The 17,037-nt window shown below is 47.3% G+C and carries 13 protein-coding genes and 1 pseudogene; 8 read left to right on the top strand and 6 right to left on the bottom strand.

The window, feature by feature from the left end; all coding sequences use genetic code 11:
• Positions 1-50: 50 nt before the first annotated feature.
• Complete coding sequence (fic, locus tag ACUTSW_RS14470) at positions 51-1,127, bottom strand: protein adenylyltransferase Fic (RefSeq protein WP_445584723.1); 1,077 nt, start codon at positions 1,125-1,127, stop codon at positions 51-53.
• Positions 1,128-1,393: 266 nt separating this feature from the next.
• The gene (locus tag ACUTSW_RS14465) at positions 1,394-1,564 is read right to left on the bottom strand and encodes a hypothetical protein (protein WP_445584722.1); all 171 of its coding nucleotides are present in this window, start codon (positions 1,562-1,564) and stop codon (positions 1,394-1,396) included.
• A gap of 140 nt (positions 1,565-1,704) precedes the next feature.
• Between ACUTSW_RS14465 and ACUTSW_RS14460 the strand changes: the two genes are divergently transcribed.
• The 4 genes from ACUTSW_RS14460 (at position 1,705) to ACUTSW_RS14445 (ending at position 5,882) form a co-directional block, all read left to right on the top strand.
• Entirely contained in the window at positions 1,705-2,046 is a 342-nt protein-coding gene (locus ACUTSW_RS14460; RefSeq protein WP_325986766.1) for a hypothetical protein, read from the top strand.
• A 554-nt stretch (positions 2,047-2,600) separates the two neighbouring features.
• A complete protein-coding gene (locus tag ACUTSW_RS14455) occupies positions 2,601-3,794 on the top strand; it encodes an SIR2 family protein (RefSeq protein WP_445584721.1) in 1,194 nt (397 codons plus the stop codon).
• Positions 3,795-3,798: 4 nt separating this feature from the next.
• Positions 3,799-5,664, top strand: coding sequence for an ATP-binding protein (locus tag ACUTSW_RS14450; protein ID WP_445584720.1), 1,866 nt, complete (start codon positions 3,799-3,801; stop codon positions 5,662-5,664).
• Positions 5,665-5,672: 8 nt separating this feature from the next.
• Positions 5,673-5,882: a KTSC domain-containing protein gene (locus tag ACUTSW_RS14445; RefSeq protein WP_445584719.1), complete on the top strand. Its 210-nt coding sequence runs from the start codon at positions 5,673-5,675 to the stop codon at positions 5,880-5,882.
• A gap of 307 nt (positions 5,883-6,189) precedes the next feature.
• On the opposite strand, the pseudogene ACUTSW_RS14440 reads toward ACUTSW_RS14445, so the two are convergent.
• A pseudogene (locus tag ACUTSW_RS14440) lies at positions 6,190-6,323 on the bottom strand (transposase); the annotation flags it as partial.
• Between the two features lie 242 nt (positions 6,324-6,565).
• Here ACUTSW_RS14440 and ACUTSW_RS14435 point away from each other — a divergent pair.
• From ACUTSW_RS14435 to ACUTSW_RS14425, 3 genes are all read left to right on the top strand, one after another.
• Entirely contained in the window at positions 6,566-7,132 is a 567-nt protein-coding gene (locus tag ACUTSW_RS14435; protein WP_445584718.1) for an SLATT domain-containing protein, read from the top strand.
• 475 nt (positions 7,133-7,607) lie between these two features.
• Entirely contained in the window at positions 7,608-8,105 is a 498-nt protein-coding gene (locus ACUTSW_RS14430) for a hypothetical protein (protein WP_445584717.1), read from the top strand.
• Between the two features lie 2 nt (positions 8,106-8,107).
• Complete coding sequence (locus ACUTSW_RS14425; RefSeq protein ID WP_445584716.1) at positions 8,108-8,461, top strand: hypothetical protein; 354 nt, start codon at positions 8,108-8,110, stop codon at positions 8,459-8,461.
• Between the two features lie 393 nt (positions 8,462-8,854).
• On the opposite strand, the gene ACUTSW_RS14420 is transcribed toward ACUTSW_RS14425, so the two are convergent.
• Positions 8,855-9,742 carry a MurR/RpiR family transcriptional regulator gene (locus tag ACUTSW_RS14420; protein ID WP_445584715.1) on the bottom strand — a complete coding sequence of 296 codons (888 nt, stop codon included), beginning with the start codon at positions 9,740-9,742 and terminating at the stop codon, positions 8,855-8,857.
• 408 nt (positions 9,743-10,150) lie between these two features.
• Here ACUTSW_RS14420 and ACUTSW_RS14415 point away from each other — a divergent pair, with 408 nt between their 5' ends.
• Complete coding sequence (locus ACUTSW_RS14415) at positions 10,151-12,280, top strand: TonB-dependent siderophore receptor (RefSeq protein WP_445584714.1); 2,130 nt, start codon at positions 10,151-10,153, stop codon at positions 12,278-12,280.
• Between the two features lie 108 nt (positions 12,281-12,388).
• Here the strand turns inward: ACUTSW_RS14415 and ACUTSW_RS14410 are convergent, their stop codons facing one another.
• Positions 12,389-13,654 carry an oligosaccharide MFS transporter gene (locus ACUTSW_RS14410; RefSeq protein ID WP_445584713.1) on the bottom strand — a complete coding sequence of 422 codons (1,266 nt, stop codon included), beginning with the start codon at positions 13,652-13,654 and terminating at the stop codon, positions 12,389-12,391.
• A 176-nt stretch (positions 13,655-13,830) separates the two neighbouring features.
• Positions 13,831-16,950, bottom strand: a complete 3,120-nt coding sequence (locus tag ACUTSW_RS14405) for a beta-galactosidase (protein ID WP_445584712.1) — start codon at positions 16,948-16,950, stop codon at positions 13,831-13,833.
• Positions 16,951-17,037: the final 87 nt, after the last annotated feature.

Below are 17,037 nucleotides of genomic sequence, written 5' to 3'. Positions count from 1 at the left end.
GGGTCGAAGGTAAGTATATCGTTCCGCGAATTCACGACATAGCATCCACATTACTGACTCAATTCACGCAGCAGCCTGGTGTTGATATACAGTTTTTCACGACCCACTGTCGTCTCTTCCAGCACTCCAATATCCACTAACTGTTTGAGATATGCTGATGCCGTTTGGCGTTTGGCCACACCCCGTTCAACAAGGTTATCGATCCGGCAATACGGCTGCGCAAAAATCGCCTGGATAAGTTCATGGGTGTAGATTTTCGGCAGCTTCTCGCGCACATAGGCTGTAGTTTCTTCCATCAATTTCCGGACAACCGATATCTTATCGATCGTCCAGCGGGACGTGTTCTCCACTGCCTCTAACATAAACAAAATCCACGATTCCCAATCCCCTTCTTCTGTTACCTTGCGCAGTAACAGGTAGTAATCATCACGCCTTTCCAGGATGAAACGGGACAAATACAGGATAGGCAGAGAAAGCAATCCCGTCTGAATCAGGTACAGGATATTCAGGATACGGCCCGTTCGCCCGTTCCCGTCAGGAAACGGGTGGATGCACTCAAACTGATAGTGCGCAATAGCCATTTTCACCAGCGGATCTAAATCATCATCACCGTGTATAAACCGTTCCCAGTTCGCCAGTAAGTTACGAATGGCCTCCTCACCCACCGGCGGTGTGTATATCACGTTATTATTCTGATCACGTAATACCGTACCCGGCGTTTTCCTGATATCGGTTTGCACTGCGCGTAATTTGGTGCAGATAGTGACCGCTGTGTTTGTGCAGAGTGGGTAATCCTCAAGGTGGATATAGCCGTCATAAAGCGCGGTACGATAGCGCAGCGCCTCTTTGGTGGCCGGATCTGCACCATCTGCACGGTCAGCATACTGAAACAGCTGATCGCTGGTCGTTACGATATTCTCAATCCGCGAAGAATCTTTCGCTTCCAGCATCGGGAGGAGGTTTATCAGCAAAGCCTGATCGGGAATCAACTCCCCGGCTGTTTTCAACACTGCGATTGCTGCGCGCGCACTTATGCATGCTTTGAGTATGAGGCGCGTTTCAACGCGCTCCAGATCGGGCGGCAGTATCGGCAACGCGTTGTTAGGGGTTTCTGGATCCCAATTCATATGGTTAAAAAAACCGATTTTATCGACATATAGCCATAATATGTCGATGTTATGAACATGTCACGCCATCATGTTTAAAAAATCGCTTTTTATCGACATATGGTCGAAACGCGTTGATACCGTAAATATTGAGCGAGGAACTGATATTTGCCTCCCGAAGGAGGCTGGATGATCTCTAAAAGTGAATGGTTGTTTTGCCGGGATACTTACACTAGCTCTTGCGGTTGGCTTTGAGGATTACCGTTGGGGCTACATAGACTGCCCTTCTAACCTTTCGGTTCGATACCTCGGGTTTGGAGCTCTTTACGCAGAACACGTTTTATCCATGTCGCCAATGTCTTGTCGCCATCCACGTGGGCTTGTTCTTCTAATTGCGCACGGAACTCGTGGGACAGCCGAATTTGATACTGGTCTGTTTTTGATTTTTCGATTGACATTGTAATTACAAAATCCTTAACATGGGATGGTTGTAATTACACCGCAATTACAGTGTGTTTTGCAACACTAAAGAGCAAAGCCCGGCAGTGCTAGGAACACTAACCGGGCTTCTGACCACAACATTATGAGGACTAATGCTATGGCTGACACCGATAGTAACACGCGCTCGTCTTATCAATCACTGCCGGATTGCGCGAGCCTTTATTCCGCCATGAACGCCGCGCTGGCTCATTTGGATTTTTCAAACATCGACGAGAGCGAACGCTCGCAGGTAGCGGAGTATTGCGCCGAAACACGAGCAGGGCTTTGCCATTGCCTGAACTTCATTGGCGATGCATTGATTACCTTTGCCGATAATGACGTGTGCGAATCTACGCCAGAAAGCCTGTGCCAATTGGGACATGGGCTAACCGCGATAAGTTTGCTCATCCCCACACTTACCGATATGCAAAGACGCGCACACGCACTAACCGCCAGATAACCCTCTGAATAGCGCATGCCTGATTAAAGCTCTACCGTTAGTGACTAACGGTCGGGGCTTTTTGCTGCCGGGGGCCCATGTGTCAGCTATGAGCGAGGAACTGATATTTTCCTCCAGGAGGCAGGATGATCTCTAAAAGTGAATGGTCTGTTTTGCCGGGATACTTACACACCGGAGCCCATGGAATGACTGTCGCATAATAGTTCAACCTACTGTGCTCACGAAACACGACAGTTCGCAAAAATGGTGTGCCTGGAGCCGAGAACTACAACGGTGCGTAGCCCAGAAAGCAACAACGCTCGTGCAGCCTATATCTTCATCGTGACCAGCGCCGCATGATACTTCAGAGGCAGGCTGATTAACCGGATGCTAACCAAAATGGGATGTTCAGAACACTTGGGTTTACAAACAGCCAAAACCGGCTGATAGTAACCAACTGATTTAATTTACAAAAAAAATTAAAATAACAACGTCTAATTTCAAGATTTGAAAGAGAATGTTACATTGAATTTTTTATAGTATAGTGCCATAACCATACTTTTTAAGGTGTTTTTATGAATACTACACACGATCCAATACGTCATATAAAATACTTGAGGCAATCACTATCACAGGATAATGAAGCTATAGGTTTCTTTCTTTCTGCCGGATGCCCGCTATCTGTCGATATGCCTAAAGGAGAATGGCCATTAATCCCAGATGTTGTTAACCTCACGAAATATATCCATCACGAACTCAACGACAATGAACCGTATTCAAAACTCATAATTGAATTAGTGAAGGCTGAAAAAAATAAAAATAACATAGAAGATATCCTCAGTTTTCTCCGAGGGCTTGTGTCTGTTTCTAAAGGGGGCGAGGTTCGAGGATTAACTGAAGAAGATCTTGTAGGCCTAGAGAAATTAATATGTGAAAAGATAGCAGTAAAAATAGATGTAAATCTTCCCGGTGCAGAAACCCCATATCATAAACTGGCTAAATGGATACGTTCTATCGATAGAAAGATTGCTGTGGAAATTTTCACAACAAACTATGACCTTCTGATGGAACAATCTCTTGAGGAAATGGAAATACCATATTTTGATGGTTTCGTTGGTGCCAAAAACCCATTTTTTGACTTAAGAGCACTCGAAGACAATTTAATACCAAAACATTGGTCAAGGCTTTGGAAAATTCATGGTTCAATAAATTGGTGCCAAAAAAAAACAGGTGATCAAAAAAGAGTATACAGAACTCACCCGAGCCATAAAGAATCATCACATTTAATTTATCCTTCGCACCTTAAATATGAAGAAAGCAGAAAAATGCCATATTTGGCTCTTTTGGATCAACTGAATAGGTTCATCAGAAAAAAATCATCATTCCTTGTCTTATCAGGGTATTCCTTTAACGATGGTCATTTGAATGATGTCATTGTAAGCGCACTAAAATCAAATCCTACTGCTATGGTTTTAGGATTAATGTTTGGTGATTTTCATATTGATGGAGATGAAAAATATCCGGAAGCCTATAGATTAGCTAAAAATCAGCACAATTTAAATATATGGACTAATGACGCAGCAATTATAGGCACAAATTATGGAAAGTGGTTTTACAATGAAAATAATGATGATGAAAAAGAAATATTTAACTTTATAAAAAAAATCAACTCAGAGGATCATATTCTTTGCAACTCAAATGTTAGTTTTGGTGATTTTAAAGATTTTACTACATTTTTACAAAGAATTATTGGTTCTATAAAGGATTGACGTCATGTCTGATAAAGAATCTTATTTAGGTAAAGTTCAAGACGTAAATGGAACAAATGTAAGCGTATCATTATCAAAAGACTCATTAAGTGGTTTTATTTATATTGATGGCCAAGGATATAGAGCTGGGCAAATTGGAAGTTTTGTAAGAATACCAATCGGGTTTAATAATTTATTTGGAATAATTAGTCAAATTGGAGCAAGCGCATCTCCATTGTATATTGATGAGAATACGCAAGTAGATAATAGATGGCTTCGAATACAACTTATTGGTGAAGCCCAAAGAAATGGTTCATTCCAAAGGGGATTATCACAATATCCAACTATAGGAGATAACGTTCATCTCGTATCAGAAAAAGAACTTAAACAAATTTATGGTCAGCCTAATGAAGGATATTTCGTAAAGGTTGGACATATTTCAAATGCAGATTCAATACCAGCTCTAATCGATATTAACAAACTTATCACCAGACATTCTGCAGTAGTCGGAACTACTGGCTCAGGGAAATCAACTACAGTTGCTAGTTTAATTTCAGCATTGTCTGATAGTAATAAATACCCATCTGCAAGAATAATTATGCTTGACCTTCATGGTGAATATGGACGATGTTTAAAAGATAGGGCTAACATATATAAAGTCAATGCAGATTCAATCGTAGATGAGAAAGAACTCTATATTCCTTATTGGGCGCTAAACTTCGATGAACTTTCAGAGGTTTGCTTTGGAGGAATCGATTCAGAAAAAGAGAGGAATATATTACTTGAGAAAATACAAAAAGTTAAAAGCGAATCAATTAAAATATATTCAAGAAATGGTTCGAATCAAGATACTTTAAGTGCAGACTCACCGATACCTTTTAATTTACATAGCCTATGGCATCAGTTATATACTGAAACATTTGGAACATACATTAAAACTCAAGGGAAGCAACCCTTGGAAACTTTAGCTTATGAAACTTTGGCTGATGGTACAGAGTTAAAGGGTAACGCATTATCTGGAGTTCCACCTATATTTAAGAATGTATCAAACGAAGCTGGTGCGACTAAGATAAATTACTTACCAACTCCGCTAACATTAGGTAAGCAGCTACAAGCATTAGGTTCAAAACTCAGAGTACCTCGGTATGATTTTATCTTTAAACCGGGTGAGTGGACTCCATCAATAGATGGAGACATAGAGAAAGATTTGGATGAGCTACTAAAGGGATGGATTGGTGATAAACCAGTAACAATCCTAGATTTATCTGGCGTACCTTCTGATATATTAAAAACCATCATTGGTGCTGTTTTGAGGATATTATATGAAGCACTTTTTTGGGCAAGAAATCTATCTCAAGGAGGTAGGCACCGTCCTTTATTGATAGTTATGGAGGAAGCTCATAATTATCTAAATAGTCAAAATGATAGCATGGCATCACGAATGGTAAAAAGGATTGTCAAAGAAGGTAGGAAATATGGGATAGGTACGATGGTTGTAACTCAGCGCCCTTCAGAAATTGACCCAACAATTCTTTCACAATGTGGGACTTTTTTTGCTCTTCGCCTTAACAACTCTTCGGATCGCAATCATATAACTTCAGCAATGTCTGATAATCTTGATGGATTAACAAGCATGCTCCCAATTCTTAAAACAGGAGAATGTATTGTGTTGGGGGAAGCAGTCAAATTACCTATGAGAACATCGGTAATCCCTCCACCAAAAGATCGAAGACCTGATAGTCAAGATCCTGTTGTATATGATATTCTACCACAAGATGAATCAATGAATCCCGGTGGGTGGAATATATATCCAGAAAAAGAACCGAACTATGCTGAAGTTATCGAGGCTTGGAGATCTCAAAGCCCAAGAATAAGTAAAGTAAAACTATAGAGGAAACTATGGATCGACAACAAGTTATGTCAAGCAATATCCGAAGCATTGGTTACGATGCTAATGATTCAACTTTAGAAATTGAGTTTAATAATGGTTCTGTATATCAATACTTTGATATCCCTCAAAATATTCATTCGGATTTGATAAATTCAGACTCTATTGGTGGGTATCTTGCCAAGCATATCAAAGGGCATTTTAGATACTCTCGCGTGTAGAGTATAAACTAAAAGGGCCATAATGGCCCTTTCCTATCCCTTGAACGTATTCTACGTCGGCTTACCCGGCTTAATAAATTCCAGCCTTACGCAATGTTATTCAGTCAATTCTGGAAATGATATTCGCTGACCATTATCCATCCACAACCTCAGCGAATATCCGCAGTTTTCCACTATTCTATAACGTCTGGCACAAACCAGTGTATTATGCATAAAATCGATGGCCAGTTCTGTTTGAACGCTTCCAGTGCTCGTACTCTAGACTGAGATCGGCAAACATCAGTTTGAAACGACGGTTTTCATCCTAAAGATCCACTATCTTTTGGATTCAATACCACCATACTTTGCTTGCCAGTTGTAATACGCGGCTACAGAGATCTCGACCTGGCAGCATACGTATTTGACAGTACGGCCAACTTCGACAGATTTAAGAGCGGTGATACGCTAGTGCTCTGCGAATCGGGAGTTATGCATGGCTATTTCCTCACGGTAAATAATCAGTATGACGGAAACATCTAAAATTGAATAGCTTGGCTTAGCGGAGTATTTACGCTACCACCTCAACTAAGTCAGCTTTTGGAATTTTAAGCATTTCTCGTCATGATAATAGTCAATATTTTTATTTAAAAAAAACAGAAAACATAATAGAATGCCATTAAATAAATCTAACAATTTCGACAACGATGAAAGATACTAACCTTAACGATGACTTCACAGTACCTGAACTCATCTGCGTACTTAATTCTTGGTCAAAGCGTTGTAAAGATGCTCGTGATGGTCACTACAAAAGAGCCGAGACTCTATTTGAACGCTCGCAGATTCTTGGATACATGCTTATATACTCCACGGTTTTTGTCACAGTGTTTTCGTTTTTTGGGCTTAACACTGCAGTGGTTATTTTTTGGGGTGTAACTAAACAGCATATAGTCGTGCTAATGGGTTGCATTTCAGCTGTTACCTCTGGAGTGGTTACGCAAGCAAGATATGGAGAAAGAGCTGAAATTCATCGTTCTTCTGGTGCTCAATACGCGAATCTAGCACGGACTATAGAAGTACTTCAATTAAAGATGAATGCTGGACTTATTGATGACAATAACATTGAAATCCAATCTAGTAAAATCATTACCGAATGGAATAATTTATCTAAAGAGTCGTTATTAACCCCACATAATGAAAGCAAATCAAAGATAATATTTCACGGAGCTCTTGCATTAATTTTTGCGATGATATTTTTTGTTGTTGCGACCTAAATATGAAAAGTGAACATATACGCACAATAATAGACACACGATTATTTGAGTAAACTCAGTAACAGAAGGTGCTCCTTATAAATTAATCAATATGTATGCATTAATGAGGTCACATGTTGTCAAAATCATATTCATTGGCGAATCAGGACCTCCAGATAGTCTCAAATATCTTATTCCATAAAAACTGATACTGAATTTGTAATCAACCTGTAGACAATCATCCAAAAACGAATGATACATTTTAACAGAACACTTAAATAAGACACATGCGATTTACAAGAATAGATGATATCGCATACTCTACTTGCAGTATGGAATACGCGGAAACTAGTTGTTTTTAGCTAAATTTCAATTTTACACATGAGAAATAAATGTTATGATCACTCACGATTTCACTGACTCCAATTTAAAATATAATTATTTACAAGTAGAATATACAACTAGAAAATTATCATTAACTTGAGGATTAGCAGGAATGTCTCTTGAAGAAATTACACGCCCCGTCTTATATTCAACAATGACCTATCTGGCATATAATGTAAATAAAAGATATTACGGAGGAAAGCATTACTTATGGTGCACTCCTTATTTCGGTGTTAATATTGAATCGCCTCATTTCACAGTCCCTCCAAGTTCATCGCCACTTGAAATTTACAACAGTTTAAAAAAAGATGTTGATACTAGTGATATTCACAGTTCAAAAATACAGCTAAACAGGATGGGTATTAGGCAAGGAGCGTCCATCAATTTAAGGTTAGGTTTGATAAATAAAGAGCAGCATGATGATATTGTGGAAATATCAAAATTATCAGACATAAATCTATTTAGACCTCTGCTCTGTGTAATTTCCAGGGTTGAAGCTATACCATATTATAAAAAAGTCGCAATAAAAGAACGTGCTAACCCATTATCATATGAGTATATTCTATCAGATTTACCAGAATCAGTTTTTGACATTATAAGGATTGGATGAAAATGAAAAACCTAACAAGTTTATTAAATAATTACTCAACAACTGATATTAGAACTGCACTATATTACTTGGGAAGGCATTTAAAACAAGCACCTATTACAACAGATTACACGAAAGATATTTTTGATGACGGTTCAAAAATATCACCTTCTGAAGAAGTAAAAAACTTAACTCTCGATTTGTTAAATTTCATTGAGACTACTTCACAAAAATGCGCTAGTGCATTTGATGATTCAGAGTTTAACTTGTGGATCACAAAAATAAATGAGATTGACTCCTCTCTTGATCCAGATATAACTGAAGATAAAAAAATTAGCATTTTAAAAGAGGTTTATAATTTCACAGTAAAAAAATAAAGCTAGCGGATTTTAGTATTTAACTGGGAAGTTAAAACCTCTCCCAGTTAATCATTTACATCTATGTAAAAATTAATTTATTATAAATCAAGCCACAATTCTGTTAATAAAAATAAAAAATTAATTGCAAAAAATACTTGAACACGAAGACTGTCGTGCTCACATAAAACAAGTCACAGATTAACCGACATTAGCATAATTAAAAAACATGTTAAAACCATCAGTTTTGCCTTATAAAACCAACCCAGAACACGTTATTTTACTGGCGACAGACCAATAACTTCATGCGTATAACACCTCAACGCACGGTTTTAAAGATAAAACTCGAATTTACTTTATATTGCGATATTGTTGCCCAAACAAAGAAGCCCTCTCAAGAGTCAACTCCCCCCCCTACTTCCGCCCCGCCCCTTTAAGCCCGCGATTTAAATCCTGAATACGTTTCATGGTTTTCATCGTGCGTGCAGAGGTAGCCGAGGCGACGGAAAGAATCAGCATTTCCAGGCACACCAATACGGTGCCATGCAGCGGTAAGCGGCCATTCTCGCCGCCACGGGGAACGTTGATCACGACATGCGCTTCCCCGGCAAAAAATGAGTCGCTGGCGTTGGTCAGCAAAATAATCGGGATGCCGAGGCGCTTCGCTTCGCGAATGGTCGTCCTCCCTTCCCTGTGCGCCGATTTCTGCGCCATCATAATCAACACGTCGCCACGCTGGAGGCTGATCAGCTGTTCGGCGAGGGCAATACCGGAGCGATTCAGCGATACCGCAGGAATGCCGATGCGATTAAACAGCCGGGCGCTGTAGTCGGCCAAAATCCCGGAGGCATTAATGCCGAATAGCGCCACCTGGCGTGCCTCTATCAGCAAGCTCACCGCTTGCGAAATGGCCTGGCGGTTTTGCGGTTCAGATAACACGTCGCAGGCGCGTTTATGCCCGCCCAACACGAAATCGATGCCGGAATTGATGTCGCAGGCCAGATCGCTCACGGTTGCGTTCATCTTTTCTTCGGAGTTGACCGCGGTGCCGAACCAGGCTTCCAGCGTGCTTTTCATGTCGCGCAAACCGGCAAAGCCTAATGCCTGCACCGCCCGCACCACGGTGGCATCCGAGGTGCCCGTCGCTGCGGCAATCTCCATGGCGCTCGCTTCCATTACGGTCTCGCGATGCTCATGGATGTAGCGCACCACCGCCTGTAATCGTGGTGAAAGGGCCGCCGCACGCGCACGGTAACGTTCGCCAAAAACATCGACACGTTTTTTTATTTCATTTCCCGCCATAGTGTTTGCTCAATCCGCTTGTTTTTCATCGATTTATTGACCAAGGCCATCCTGCAAAGGCCGCCTCGTTCACGCTAAATGTAGTATCCGTCGGGCTATGAAAATAATCCTATCGCGGTCGGCCAACGGAACACCGTCGCCAATCCGCAACCGAAAACCCAACAAAATAACTTTAAATACATAGCACTACATAAAAATAATCACCCACTTAAAACGAGTCATCCTTTTGCATGCCGTTGTAGTGGCGGGTTTAATTTTCATATTTACTACTACATTGCCCTATGATTGAATGATTATCAATTACATTGAAGCAAGCGCATCCCTTACCCTGGCGGTTTCACTTAAAGGCAGCCGGGTTTTTATTGGCAAAAAGAAAATAACAACATCATTAACACCGGGTTTAATTAGATGAATAACAACACATTGTTTTATTTTAAACGCAGCTGCCATCCGGCCATTCTTGCCGCAATCTATGGCGCCGCGTTTTTCACCTCAGGCGCCAGCTATGCGGCATGGAACGACAATACCCTCACCGTTACCGGGCAAGCGGCGGACGAACAGGGTTACAGCGCCAGCACCAGCTCCGTTGCCGGCAAAACGCCAACCTCCAGGCTGAATGAAGCGCAGTCCGTCAGCGTAGTCACCCAACAACAGTTAGAAGATTATCAGGCCGAAAGCCTGGCCGATGCGATGCGTTTTGTCAGCGGCGTCACCGAAGGCAACACGCTGGCGGGCACCGAAGATGGCTTTGTGCGCCGCGGTTTTGGTTCCAACTCGGACGGCTCCATTTACCGCGACGGCGTGCGCAGCAGCCAGGGGCTGAATTTCGATGCCACCACCGAGCGCGTTGAAGTGCTGAAAGGCTCGGCTTCGCTGCTGTACGGCATCCAGAATCCGGGCGGCGTGATCAACGTCGTCAGCAAAAAACCGCAATACGACTGGCACACCCGCGTCAGCGGCCGCTACGCCAGCGAAGGCGGCGGTGCAGGCACGGTAGACGTCACCGGCCCGCTCGGCAACGGTTTTGCCTTCCGGCTGATTGCCGAGAAGCAAAATCAGGATTACTGGCGCAATTTCGGCAGTGACGAACACACGCTGATCGCCCCGTCGCTGCAATGGTTCGGCGAAAAAGCCAGCTTCCTGATCAGCTATTCCGAATATCGCTACGACATTCCTTACGATCGCGGCACCGCCTTTATTGATGGCAAACCGGTCGATATCGGCTATAAAAACCGGTTGGACGACAAGGCTAACCATGCCTGGGGCCACAACAAAACGCTGAATGCCCAGTATGGCTGGCAGTTCAACGAAGACTGGAGCACCCGCGTGACGCTGGGTTGGAACCAGCGCCGCTACGACAACAACGAAGTCCGGGTGACCGGCGTCAACGCCACCACCGGCGCCGTCACGCGCCGCGCCGATGCCAACCGCGGCTTCAACCATAAAACCAAATACGTCTCCTGGGACCTGCTCGGCTCGCAGAACATCTTTGGCATGACGCACGATATCGTTCTGGGTACCGATTATGAGATGAACCAGACCTATCGCGCGCATCAATACCAGGGCAAAGCCAACAGCAGCTTTAACCTCAACGATCCGCAATATGACATGCTGTCGCCCGTGACGGACAGCAGCACGGAAAACGTCGCCAACAGCAATAACCTGAACCGCATTCACAGCCGTTCGGTGTACGCCAAAGACAGCATCTCGCTGACGCCGGACTGGATCGCCGTGTTGGGCGGGCGCTATCAGCATTACGAGCAGCGCGCCTCCAAAGGCTTCAACCCGGTGGTGGAAACGCTGGATGACGAAGGCAACAAGTTCCTGCCGCAGGCTGGGCTGATTTATAAACTGACGCCGGATGTCTCGCTTTACGGCAGCGTCAGCAAATCCTTTACGCCGTCCACCAACGTGGACGATGACGGCGACGTCGGCAAGCCGGAACAGGGCACCACCTGGGAGATGGGCAGCAAGTGGCAGGTTTCGCCGCGCCTGTTCGCCAGCGTGGCCTTGTTCAATATTGACGAGCGCGACATGTCGCTCAGCATCAACGGCGCAACGCGCGCTATCAATAAAGCGCGTTCTCGCGGTGCGGAATTCGAACTGAATGGCGAGATCTTGCCGGACTGGGAGCTGAGCGCCAATTACAGCTACACCAACGCCAAGATCATTGACGACGGCGTGAACGCCGCGAATAACGGCAACCGTCTGCAGAATGCGCCACGCCATTCAGGCGCGCTCTACCTGAGCCATAATCTGGTGATCAGCGGCATTCCGGGCGACTTCCGCGTCGGTGGCGGCGCGCGCTACGTCGGCACGCGGGCGGGCGATCCGGAAAACAGTTTCACCCTGCCGAATTATGTGGTGGCCGACAGTTTCATCGCCTGGAACAACCGCCTGTTTGGCGAGAAAACGCAGTTGAAGCTGAACCTGAACAACCTGTTTAATGAGCACTACTACACCTCCAGCGGCGGCAATCTGCGCGTGCGCGAAGGGGAAACCCGTAATCTGATGGTGCAGGCGAGCGTGGAGTTCTAAGCCGTTCCGCCCTCTTTAGCCAGACCGAAGAAAAAGCCCGCTCGGGTAAACCTGAGCGGGCTTTTTGTCGGGGCCGTTCCCTGGCTCCCCTATGTTGGCAGCAATGCGTTACGGCGTGGCGGTGTTAGCCTCCGCCGGTGCACGCAGGCCGCGCCCCGTCAGCGTGAAATAGGAAATGACGGTAAAGGTGGTGGTGATCAAACCAAGGATCAGATAGGCCTGATGGAACCCCACCGAGTCATACATTCTGCCCACCCAGGCGGAAAGCACCACACCCGAAAGCTGTTTGGACAAATTAAAACCGATCAGGAACAAGGTTGCCGACACCCGCGGATCAAACGCCGAAGAGATGTATTTAAAGGTGCCCACCAGCAGGAAAGGCAGCTCAAACATATGCAGCGTTTTCAGTAAAATCACCTCAATGCCGCTGCTGGCGAAGGACGAACCGATAATCCTCACCGACATGATGGCGCCGGCCACCAGCAGCGCATTTTTGGCGCCGATGCGGTTAATGATAAACGGGGCGCAGAACATGATGCAGGCATTCAATAACTCCCCGCCGGTGGTGACGAAACCGAAGATCTCGGTGCCTCTTTGTGGCGATGAAAAGAAGCCTTTGAAAAAGTTGGCGAATTGCTGGTCGAACACGTCGTAAATACTGGCGACGCCAATCACGTATAACAGGAAGGCCCAGAAGCGCGGCATCTTTAACAGTTCCAGCGCCATGGCCAGCGAGAACTCGCGCTGATTCGCCCCCAGCTTGTCCATTACCTGCGCCGTCTGGTTCGGTTGCGGGCGCGAAACAATCAACAAGACGGCCAGCACCACCCCGAACCCGGAGGCGATCCAGAAGGTAATGTTGGGGTTAATGCTGAACAGCAGCCCGGTTATCGACGCGCAAATGGCCCAGCCCACGCAGCCGGAAACCCGAACCTTGCCGTATTCAAAACGGTTGGTGCGGCTGACGCGTTCAATATAGGCCTCCACAGCCCCCGCGCCGCCGGAGAACACAAACCCCAGGTAAAGGCCTCCCGCCAGCGCGCCGGCATAAATATTGTATTGCAGCAAAGGCGCAAGCACGTAAATAAAGAACGGTGCGAATAAGATCAAAAGAATGACAATCGCCCACAGCAGATGTTTGCGCAGGCCCAGCTTGTCGGAAATTAAGCCGAAAGCCACCTGGAAGATAATGGCAAACAAGGCAATAAATGAAAAAACCATCCCGGTTTCAGTTTTGGTGAGGTGATTGACATCCGAAAGCCATATCGGGAAAAAAGGGAAATACGCCGACATGATGAAATAGTAGAAAAAGAAGAAAAGCATAAAATAAATAAAGTTATGCCGTTCCTGTGCCGAGAGCTGAGTCAATTTCATAGTGTCACCTGGATTATTATTTTTTAATGGGGGAAATAGACCCAAAATAATTGGAGTTGCATCACGGCGGCAAGGGAGCGCATCCCGATGAGCTTACTGTAGTAAGTGATTCGGGTAAGTGAGCGCAGCCAACACAGAGGCAGCTTCAAGTATGACGGGTATATCCCCCTCCACGCTTACTGATGCTTAATACTGACCTGATAACGCCACTGCGTTTCCTTTAACAACCACTCTTCATGCACGCTCGGCGTCCAGGAGTCATCGCCCCCCACGCCCATGTGCTGCGCATCCAGGGTGATCCAGATACCGGGTTCGGCGCGCAACAGATGCCAATGGTCAACGTCCATCAACTGTTTGCTGCCGTAAGGCATGATGGAGAAATGGAATAATCCGTCGACACGCCAGCCTCCCCAATTGAGCTCCTGGGTGTTGCAACGCAAGCCATTCTCGGTGGGGAAGATGTACGGGGTGACCATCTCGCTCAACGGCAAGCGCCAGCGTGAGAAACAGGCACTTGTTTGGCGGTCAGGGTAGTTCTCATGCGGGCCCAACCCTAACCACTCGACGTCTTCCGCTGCCGGTGTGGCCTGGAAAACCATGCCGATACGCGCCAGCGGCGGCAATTGGCCAGCGCGCTCCCCTTCGACGTTGATCTTCAGCGCGCCGTGGCCATCAATCATCATCTGCCAGTGGCTGACGATCAGCACCTCATCGCCATAGCGGTAATGGAAGGTGCTGCGGATCTCCACCCGGTCTTCGTAAGCCGCCGCCGTGCACTGGGTGCAGGTTCTCTGCATTGCATAAAGTCCGGCTTTTTTCCAGCGTTCCACCCAGGCGTTAGGGTCGATTCGTTCGACTTCACTGACCCCAATGTCGTTATCCAGCGGCGCGCGAACAAACTGGTCGGTGAACGGGCTCATCAGCTTGTCTTCACCCGCCACCGTCCACTGCGTTAACAAACCGCTGTTACGGTCGATAAACCATTGCTGTTCGCCATGCAGCACCCGATAACCCTCTTCATGAGTCTGCAGTTCAGGGCGAACGCCGGGTGTTGGCGCATCCGGCAACGCCAGCGCCGTCGGCAAGCGGAATTGTTGCCATGCGACGCGATGCCCGGCCGATGACCAGGCGGTGGCTTCCGGCTGGATAACTTCAAGGATCAGCGTGACATTGCGGGCATTGGCCGGCAAATCGAGGCGTTCCGCCAGGGTGACGACGGCATTCCCCTGTGGCGGGATGTCCAACGCCACCTCGCCCGACCGCCATTCGCGCCCATCCTGTTCAATGCGCCAGTGCAACCTTTCATTGTCGGTACGGCGGAACAGGTATTCACTGCCGACGGCCACCTCGAGCGGCGCCTGGCTCACCAACGAAAACTGGAAGAACTGCTGCGCATGTTTGGCTTCATGGAGCGAAGGGTGTGGCGTGCGGTCGGCAAACACCAGGCCGTTCAGGCAGAACTGCCGGTCATTGGGTGCGTCGTTGAAGTCGCCGCCATAGGCCGATGCCATCGAGCCATTCCCATCGTCTTTAAGCAGCGATTGATCGGCCCAGTCCCAGACAAACCCGCCCTGCAGCCGCGGATACTGACGAAACGCCCGCCAGTACTTATCAAAATCCCCCAGGCTGTTGCCCATCGCGTGGGCGTATTCGCACAGTATCAGAGGGCGGTTTTCGCCCGGCATGCCGACCCATTTTTTTATCGACCATTTTGGCACCCCAGGGATGAGTTGATCTTCATCCACCCGGGCATACATCGGGCAAAGGATATCCGTTGCCGCACTGTTGGCCCCGCCGCCTTCGTACTGAACCGGCCGTGTGGGATCGCTGCTTTTGATCCAGCGATAAAGCGCATCATGCAAACTGCCGTGCCCGGACTCATTGCCCAACGACCAGATGATGATGGAAGGATGATTGCGGTTACACTGCACCATGCGGGTCACGCGGGCGCTGTAAGCCGGGAACCAGTTCGGATCGTCACTCAGCCGCGCCATCGGCACCATGCCGTGAGTTTCGATATTGGCCTCGTCTACCACGTAAAGGCCGTAGCGGTCACAGAGTTCGTACCAACGGGGATTGTTGGGGTAATGCGAACAGCGCACGGCATTAAAGTTGTTCTGCTTCATCAGCAAAATATCCTGAAGCATGTCCTCTTCGTTGATCGCCTGGCCGCGTTGCGGGTGGTGCTCATGCCGGTTGACGCCACGGATCAGCAGCGGCTTGCCGTTCACTTTCAGCAGCCCGTCCGTTATCTCTACGCGGCGGAAACCGGTGTCCGCCGCCTCGGCCTCAATCAGCTCCCCATCGGCGCCATAAAGCGCAATGACGGCACGATAACAATGGGGTAACTCGGCACTCCATAAATCCGGCGCCTGTACCGGCAACGCAAAGGTCACGCGATCGGCATAAGCCCCCCGCTCGTCAATCGCCTCCGTGCCCAGCGGCTTGCGTTGGCCGGCGATTTTTTCGTCGCCTCGCCACAGGGATAACGCCACCTGCAGCCCCGCCAACTGGGCTTTCCCCGCCGCAACATGCACCGAAGCCTGCAAGGTGCCATGCCGGTACTCCGTATCCAGCCCGGCGGACAATTGAAAATCGGTGAGGTGGGTGTCCGGCTTGTGCAGCAATGACACCGAGCGGTAAATGCCGCTCATGCGCCACATGTCCTGATCCTCAAGCCAGGTGCCCGAATTCCAGCGCATCACCATCGCGCAGATACGGTTGCCGCCGGCATGCAGCGCGTCGGTTAAATCGAACTCGGCCGGTAAACGGCTATCCTGCGAATAGCCAATCCACACCCCGTTGCAAAAAAGGTGGAACGCCGAGTTCACCCCGTTGAAGATGATTCGGGTTTTGCCTGCCTTCAACCAGGCTTCAGGGATGTCAATCTCGCGCGAATAGCACCCCGTCGGGTTCTCCTGCGGCACAAAAGGCGGCTCGGTCGAGATCGGGTAGCGGACGTTGGTGTAAATCGGCGCATCATAGCCGTCCATCTGCCAGTTAGAAGGCACGGTGACGGGCCGGCTGTCCGGGCCATCCTCCACCAACCAGCGCGGATCTACCGCTTCGGGCTGCGCCAGATAAACAAACTGCCATTCGCCATCCAGCGAAACGCGCTGGTCGGAGCGCCGGTTGTCCCTGGCCTCTTCAAGTGCCCGCCAACTGCGAAATTGCGGGTGGGCGGGCAATCTGTTTAGGTGGGTGACGGCCGGGTTCTGCCAGTCCTGCCGGGCCAGAACCTGAGGAAGAACGCTGTCCGGCGAGTTATCCTTTACCGAATAAAGAGGCTGCTTCATAACAATCCTTACCTGCTGTCAGAGGGATGTATAGCGCTATACATTTTAAAACGAGTAAATACGATATACGCCCTGACGAGCAATAAA

Source organism: Serratia sp. TSA_198.1 (genome assembly GCF_052686505.1).
Note: the sequence above shows the minus strand (reverse complement) of the source record. Positions and strands in the feature narration are given on the sequence as shown.